This window comes from Candidatus Eisenbacteria bacterium, from assembly GCA_013140805.1.
Classification (GTDB): Bacteria; Eisenbacteria; RBG-16-71-46; order RBG-16-71-46; family RBG-16-71-46; genus JABFRW01.
Window position 1 is genome coordinate 1 of the sequence record JABFRW010000170.1, and the last position, 7,050, is coordinate 7,050.

Annotated in this window: 9 protein-coding genes; 1 reads left to right on the plus strand and 8 read right to left on the minus strand. The window is 69.0% G+C overall.

The window, feature by feature from the left end; all coding sequences use genetic code 11:
- The 5 genes from HOP12_13000 to HOP12_13020 form a co-directional block, all read right to left on the minus strand.
- A partial coding sequence (locus HOP12_13000; protein NOT35062.1) for a hypothetical protein occupies nt 1-157 on the minus strand: 157 nt, incomplete at its 3' end.
- Nucleotides 154-1,311 carry a serine/threonine-protein phosphatase gene (locus HOP12_13005; protein ID NOT35063.1) on the minus strand — a complete coding sequence of 386 codons (1,158 nt, stop codon included), beginning with the start codon at nt 1,309-1,311 and terminating at the stop codon, nt 154-156. The genes HOP12_13000 and HOP12_13005, both read right to left, overlap by 4 nt.
- Nucleotides 1,312-1,314: 3 nt before the next feature.
- Entirely contained in the window at nt 1,315-1,749 is a 435-nt protein-coding gene (locus HOP12_13010) for an acyl-CoA thioesterase (GenBank protein ID NOT35064.1), read from the minus strand.
- Nucleotides 1,750-1,792: 43 nt separating this feature from the next.
- On the minus strand, nt 1,793-3,079 hold the full coding sequence (locus tag HOP12_13015; protein ID NOT35065.1) for a GNAT family N-acetyltransferase: 1,287 nt from the start codon (nt 3,077-3,079) through the stop codon (nt 1,793-1,795).
- Nucleotides 3,076-3,585 carry a hypothetical protein gene (locus tag HOP12_13020; protein NOT35066.1) on the minus strand — a complete coding sequence of 170 codons (510 nt, stop codon included), beginning with the start codon at nt 3,583-3,585 and terminating at the stop codon, nt 3,076-3,078. The genes HOP12_13015 and HOP12_13020 overlap by 4 nt, the downstream gene beginning before the upstream one ends.
- 210 nt (nt 3,586-3,795) lie before the next feature.
- Here HOP12_13020 and HOP12_13025 point away from each other — a divergent pair, with 210 nt between their 5' ends.
- A complete protein-coding gene (locus HOP12_13025) occupies nt 3,796-4,566 on the plus strand; it encodes a hypothetical protein (GenBank protein NOT35067.1) in 771 nt (256 codons plus the stop codon).
- On the opposite strand, the gene HOP12_13030 is transcribed toward HOP12_13025, so the two are convergent.
- From HOP12_13030 to HOP12_13040, 3 genes are all read right to left on the minus strand, one after another.
- Nucleotides 4,544-5,620, minus strand: a complete 1,077-nt coding sequence (locus tag HOP12_13030) for an undecaprenyl/decaprenyl-phosphate alpha-N-acetylglucosaminyl 1-phosphate transferase (GenBank protein NOT35068.1) — start codon at nt 5,618-5,620, stop codon at nt 4,544-4,546. The genes HOP12_13025 and HOP12_13030 overlap by 23 nt on opposite strands.
- Nucleotides 5,617-6,474, minus strand: a complete 858-nt coding sequence (locus HOP12_13035) for a glycosyltransferase family 2 protein (protein NOT35069.1) — start codon at nt 6,472-6,474, stop codon at nt 5,617-5,619. The genes HOP12_13030 and HOP12_13035 overlap by 4 nt, the downstream gene beginning before the upstream one ends.
- Before the next feature lie 110 nt (nt 6,475-6,584).
- Nucleotides 6,585-7,050: hypothetical protein (locus HOP12_13040; protein ID NOT35070.1), on the minus strand; the 466-nt coding region annotated here is incomplete at its 5' end.

The window sequence follows — 7,050 nt, forward strand, 5'->3', positions numbered from 1 at the left end:
CACGGGGTGCGCGAGCGGGCTTCGCGCGTGCGGCGGCGACGGGTGTCGCTCCCGCCATCAGCGCGGTGCCGTAGAGCGCGGCGGCGGATCCGGCGCCGAGCGTCAAGAAGCGGCGGCGGCTGAGTCGTTTGGCGGGACGTGCGGGTTCGTCGCTCACGTGACTCTCCTCACCAGTAACAGGGTTTGATCGTCGGTCTGGGGGCCGTGGGCACGTGCCGCAGACAGTACCGCATCGTGAATCTCCGCCAGGCTTCGCGCCGCGTTCGCCACCACGATGCGCTCGATTCCGGCCACCCCGAACTCGCGCCCGGTGCGATCGGAGACCTCGGAGATCCCGTCGGAATACAGCACGAACAGATCGCCGCGCCCCGCCGTCACGCGCTGCGAGTCGAAACGCGGGTCGGCCGTCACGCCGGCCGGTGGTGCCGTCGATTCGAACGTCTCGCACCGAGCGGCGCCGGTTCGCAGCCGCAGAATCGGCGGATGTCCGGCGTTGGCGACCTCGACTCCCTCACCGTCGAAACGCAGCAGCGCCAGCGTCACGAAACGCTCGCGCTGCTCCAGCTCGAGCAGCAAGAGGTTCAGGTCGCGCAGCACTTCGGGCAACGGCGCCGGGCCGCGCAGCCGGGTGCGCACCGCGCTTCGCACCATGGCCATGAGCGTGCCGGCATGAACGCCGTGTCCCGAGACGTCGGCGATGCACGCGATCGTGGCATCGCCGGATGCGAAGGCATCGAACAGATCGCCGCCGACTTCGGAACTCGGCTGCGCACGGCCATGCACGTCGAAGTGGCCGAGGCGTGCGCCGATCGCGGGCACCAGCGCGTCGTGAATTGCACCCGCCAGCTCGACTTCGGTGCGGAGCCGCAATTGCTGGCGGCCCGCGCGCGTGATGAAGCCGATGAACAGCGCGTAGCCGGCGACCGTGGTCGTGAGGCACGTCATTCCGTCGATGAACAGACGCTGTTTGATCGCAGCCAGGGTGGGCGGCACCGGGCCGACCGTTTCACCGAACATGCGGGCGGCCAGGAAGAACAGCAACGGGAACGCGGCCGCCACGAACGTCCAGCGCCGATCGCGCATCAGGGACTGCAGCGCGATCGCCGACATCAGGCCGGATCCCACCGTGATCACGACCATCAGCTTCATCGGACGCATCGTGGTGACCGCCCACACGTCGTTCATGACGCCGATCACGCAAAAAGTGCAGAACACGGCGAGTGTGAGTTGCAGCTTGGCCGACTCGGGAAGGCTCTGGAAGAAGCGGCGCTGCTCGGCGTTCGACGACGGCCACCCGCGCCCGGTCGGCATGGTTCAGCGCCGCGCGAGCGTGCGGCGCTCGAACGCTTCGAGCCTGGCCCGCAGTTCCGCGGGCATCGCGAAACTGCGCTTCGCCTCGTAGTCGTAGCAGACCTGCACACTGGTCGCGGTCACCACCACGCGGCCGCTCGCACGCTCGCGGATCTCGTAGACGAAGCCGAACGACTTGGTGCCGATCCACTCGCAACGGACCCCGACCTCGAGCACCTCGTTGACCAGCGCCTCGGAGCGGAAGTCCGCGTTCACGCTCGCCAGGATGAACGGCACGCGGCGGTAGTCGTTGCGGCCGTCCTCGAGTTCGGCCCAGTAGGCCTGGCGGCCGACCTCGAGATAGGTGATGTAGACGGCATTGTTGATGTGGCCCATCGCGTCGGTGTCGCGAAAGCGCGGTACCAGGACGTGGTTGACGCGAAAATCGGCTTGCGACACGAGCGAGGGTCTCCTTGAAGCGCGCCGCGCGTGCGCGCGGCGGTTAGAACGCGTTGAACGGGTGCAGGAACGCGGGCCCGCCCGGGTACCAGGCTTCGAACAGCTCGATCGCGGCGGGGGTGGCCTCAAGGAGCGCGGCATGGTTCGCCGCGCGAGCCGGCAGCGCACCCGACACCAGTGATGCGAGCGTCTCGACCGAGGTGCGCGCATGAGCGGGGGCGGGGGCGGCCGCGCGGCTCGGAGTGACGGCGAGCCGCGCGCCGCCGTCGCTCTTCACGCGCCACACGCGGGCATTGCTCGGCAGGAGCGCATCTTCGACTTCGAGCGTGAGTTCACCGCGCGTTCCGGTCGCGATCGGCAACGCTTCGAGCGCGGCCTTCACGTCGACCAGCCGGAGATAGGCGCCGTGCGCGAGGTTCCCGGTGTCGTGATAGGCGCCGATCTCGGAACCCGGATGCAGATTCTGAGCGTCACGCAGCAGATGCGGCCACGCGTTGCGCGCCGGCGCCGCGAGATGAATCTCCTCGACCTGATCGCGCAGCGTCGCGAGATGGCCGATCAGCCCCCGATGAGCCTCGGGCGTCGCGGCGACGATCTCCGAGACCGAGAGCGCCAGCTTGAACGGGCCCTTCGAAGGATCGGCCTCGTAGTAGAGGTAGCCCTCGATGGCACCGCGGCCCTTCGCGTACACCACCCAGTCGCCGGGGTATTCCCACAGTCGCCGCGACCACCACGCTTCGGAACGCGCGAGCGTGAAGTGTCCGCCGGCCGCCACCTGATCGTAGAGCGCCTGAACGCGCGGTCGATCCGGCACCCGCAGGCGCCGCACGTGCCGCGCTTCGTCCGAGGGGGTGAGATTCGCGGGTGCAAATGCGTACTGCTGCACCAGCTCGCACAGTCCCCACCCGAGCTTGCGGTAGAACGAGGCGCGAAACGGATAGAGCATCGAAAGCCCGCGCCCGGCGGTGCGCATCTCGCGCAGCGCGGCGCGCATCATGGCCTCGCCCAGGCCGCGACGCCGATGCTCGGGAGCGACCGCCACCGAGCCGACGCCGACCATCGGAACGTGTCGGCCGCGCACCGCGGCCTCGAGCGGGTAGAGCACCAGCGAGGCCACGATCTCGCCGCCCACTTCGCCGACGCGCACGTCGCGCAGGGTGAATCGTGGATGCTCGGTGTAGAAGCTGCGGCGCTTCTCGAGGCTCGCAACGCGATAGGCGCGGGCGCCGAGATCGGCCAGAGATTCGACGTCGGTGCGCCGCGCCGAGCGGTAGCGCAGTGCCGGCGTGCGCGAGCCACTGCGCCGGGTGCGTTCGGTTGCGCGGCTCACAGAGTCAGCTCCTGCTCGTGGTGGTAGGCCGGCACGCCGAAGCGATCGCGCGTGATGCCGGGGCCGCGCAGGTTTTGCCCGTCCCGGGTGCTGCGCATCACGATTTCGGGTTGGATCCCGGCGTCGAACAAGGCGGTGATCTCCATGCGGTAGTTCCCGGTCGCGAGGGGCCCTTCGCTGCCGAAGATCGGCGCCGTGACGAATCGCCCGCGACGGATCACGGCCTGCGCCTGCGCGAGCGCATGACGCTCACCCGCGCGACTCAGCGTGACCGTGACCAGGGTGCTGTCGGGAAACTGCAGCTCGCCACGTGCGACCACGCCACCGGCGGGCCCGCGTGACGCGCTGAACTGCTTGAGCGGCGCGACGCCTCGAGAGAGGCCGGTGGTGTCGCGACGCGTCTCGATCTCTTCGAAGCTCAAATCCGAGACACCCGACTGCGGCTCGGACCGGGTGCCGCAGCCGACGGTCGCGAACGTCAGCACGAGCATGAGAATCGGTCGCAAGGCACGAGACGGCTCGCGGGGCGGCATGGCCGGCAAACTAGCCGAGCCGCGCCCGCGGCGGAAGCCCCTTTCGGCTGCCACGCCGAGGTTCCGATCTGCGCGGGTTGCCTCTTTCGTTCGCGCGCGACCATCTGCTAGGGTTCCGCCCCTGATTTTGCGAGCGTGTGGGCCTCGCACTCGAAGCGACTTCCCGTTCCAAGGAGCGTGCTCGTGAAGCAGGGCTGGTCGATCCTTCACCGGCCGGGCGCCGTCGTTGCGCTCGTCCTCACGGTCGCGCTGGCGGCCGGTTTGGTGGCGCGCGAATCGTGCGCCCAGAGCACCCCCGCGCCGGCCGACACCTCGAAGGCGGCGACGCTGACCAGGGCCGAGAAGCGCGAAGCACGCAGCGCATCGCAGATCGAGGCAGCCAGGAAGAAGGAAGCCAACCGCACCGCCAAGCGCGAGAAGATCGCGAAGGAAGAAGCCGAGGACGTGACCCACGCGACGCCGTGGCAGAAGGGCGCCAACTGGATGTCGCTGCGCTTCGGCTACGCCAAGTCGGCGGCGGATTTTCATGCGCCCGGCAACGTCGGCGGAGGCTTCGGCTACAACCGCTTCGTGTCGCGTCGCTGGGCCGCGGGCGTGCACGCCAACCTCGATCTGCTCGGCCGCTTCGGTGCGGCCGCCGAAGTTTCGGCACCGCTCACGATCGAGATGACGCGCCACTTCAAGTGGAACACGGGCGCGCGCCCCTACATCGGACTGGGCGCCGGCGCGTTCTACTACCACGTGTACCGCAGCGGCCAGGACTACTCGATGGTGCGCCCCGGTATGTACCTGACCGGCGGCATGAACGTGCCGATCAGCGGCAAGAGCCTGATCGGCGTGGACACGCGCATGCAGTGGAGCAGTGATGCGAAGACCGACAACGTCACGTTCCCCGACGAAGGCCCGAACGTGATGCACTGGAGCATCAAGCTCAACTACTCGAGGTGGATGTAGAGCGCCTCCGCCTTCGCTCCACGCCTTCCAGCACCTCGAACGCGATCCACAGCACTGCGGCCAGACTCGCGAGCGTGATCCAGCCCGCCCGTCTCGGGCGGCCTTCGAGCGCGATCGCCACCAGTGCGAGCGCCAGGCTCACGCCCCACATCAGCAGGGTCGCGTTGCGCGGCGAGAGCCCGAGGTGCAGCAGCCGGTGGTGGATGTGGCTCGAGTCGGCGCGAAACACCGGCTCGCCGCTGGCGGCGCGACGCGCGAATGCCAGCACGCCGTCTGCGATCGGCAGGAACAGCGCGACCAGCGGCAGCAGCAGCGTCACGGTCGCGGTGCCCTTGCGATTCTCGAGCAATGAGATCGCGGCGAGCGCCAACCCCAGGAACTGACTCCCGGTGTCGCCCATGAAGGCGCGCGCGCGCGGAAAATTCCAGCGCAGGAATCCGAGCGTGGCTCCGGCCAGCGGTGCGGCCAGGAACATGACGTAGAAATCCTGGTGCACGCGCCCGGTCCACCACAGCGTCATGGCGGCGATCAACACCACGCCGGCCGCGAGTCCGTCGAGGCCGTCGATCAGGTTGATCGCGTTGGTGACCACCAGCACCCACACGATCGTGAGCGGCAGGTTCAGCCACCCGGCCGCGATCGGATCGCCGAGCGGGTTCGTCACCACGTGTACGCCGAACCCGTATTGCGCGAGCACCACCGCCGCGCACGCCTGGACGCCGAGCTTGGCGAGCGGCGAAGTGCCGCGCGCATCGTCGACCACGCCGAGTGCCAGGATCGGAATCGACGCGAGGGTCAGGCCGAGCAGGAAGCGTGGATCCAGATGATGCGCGGGGCCCGGCAGCAGGTAGCACGCCCATGAGACGCCCAGCACTCCCGCCGCCATCGCAAGCCCGCCGAGCCGCGGCACCGGATCGCGGTGGACGTGTCGCGCGCCGGGCTGAGCGACCGCCCCGATCCGCAGCGCGAGTCGCATCGCCAGCGGCACCAGGAACACCGTGACCAGCGCACTCGCCACCCCGAGGATCAGCGAGTAGGGCAGACGTGGGGTCATCGCGGCTTCATCCCGTTGAGTGCCACCATCAGGGAAGCACGCGACATGACGAACAGCGCCACGAGCCCCGAGGAGATCGGGTTCGGGCGGTGGTGCTTGCGGAAGTAGCGCAACATGCCGCGGTGACGTTCCCAGATCACCTTGTTCGAGACCCGGTGCCTGCTCGCGCCCACGTGGTGTACGGCGCGCGCCGAGGAGACGTAGGTCACGCGCCAGCCGGCCAGGTTCATGCGCCGGCACCAGTCGACGTCTTCGTTGAACATGAAGAATCCTTCGTCGAACGGTCCGACCTGGGCGATCGCTTCGCGCCGCACCAGCATGCAGGCGCCCGAGACCCAGTCCACGTCTCGGACGCTCGCGTGATCCCAGTCGGTGAGCAGATAGCCGCGCGACCACGGATTGCGGGGGAACAATCGAGTGAGCAGCGAATAGCGATTGAAGAGCACGGTGAGCGGCCCGGGATAGGAGCGGGCCGAATACTCGAGCGTGCCGTCGGGATTGTGGATTCGCGGCGCGGCGATGCCGCAGCGCGGATTCGCGGCATGGTGCGCGAGGAGCGCGTCGAGCGCGTCGCGCTCGAGCTCGCAGTCGGGATTCAGCACCAGCGCGAACGGGGTCGTGGTCGCCTCGAGTCCCTGATTGACCGCTCGCGCGAAGCCGAGGTTGTCGCGATTCGCCAGGATCCGCACGCTCGGATGGCGTTCGCGCAGCCATTGCGCGGTGCCGTCGCCGGGGCTGTTGTCCACGACCAGGGTCTCATGCGAATGGCCGGCCGCCGCCGCCTCGAGTGCGTCGAGGCATCCGGCGAGCGGCTCGCGCGAGTCGTAGTTGACGATGACGGCAGAAAACTCCATCCGGGCGCCCGATCGGAGAGGAGGAAGTCGAGAAAGGCGCCGGAGAGTCTAACAGAGGGTTGTGCGCAGGGCGCTGCATCACCTCGCGCGCGCCGCGCAGCCTTGCTTGCCTAGGGGCGCGTGTAGCTGCGCGTCGCCGAGGTCGCGATCACATCGAGGCCCTGCAGTGCCTCGATCTGGTAGATCACGGTCGAACGCCCGGTCACGGCCGGCGGCGCCGCAGTGAGGTCGTAGTGCGTTTCGCGAAGCGGTCCCGCGAAGCCGATCTCCTCGAGTTCATCCGATAGGAAGCGCACCCGGTAGGCATCGGCGCCCGCGACCGCTTCCCAGCGCAGGTTCACGCGCCGGCCACCGTTCCAGCGCTGGGGCTCGAGCACCTGAACGCCCGACTCCTGCGAGTCGCCGCGCAGCGCGGAGACCTGGCGTTCGGGCATTGGCGTGACACGCAGCCACGCGAGACCCACCGTGGCGACCACCAGCAGCCCGGCGGTCGCGAGCACCGGTCGCCGCGCGGGCGCGAGCCACCAGGCCGCGAGCCGTGCGAGCCACGAATCCCCCGAGCCGGCGCCGTTCGAC

Bases quoted from the DNA above. Each gene is read 5' to 3' on its own strand.
- HOP12_13035 (NOT35069.1), bottom strand. From the start codon at position 6,474: ATGGAGTTTTCTGCCGTCATCGTCAACTACGACTCGCGCGAGCCGCTC.
- HOP12_13005 (NOT35063.1), bottom strand. From the start codon at position 1,311: ATGCCGACCGGGCGCGGGTGGCCGTCGTCGAACGCCGAGCAGCGCCGC.
- HOP12_13030 (NOT35068.1), bottom strand. From the start codon at position 5,620: ATGACCCCACGTCTGCCCTACTCGCTGATCCTCGGGGTGGCGAGTGCG.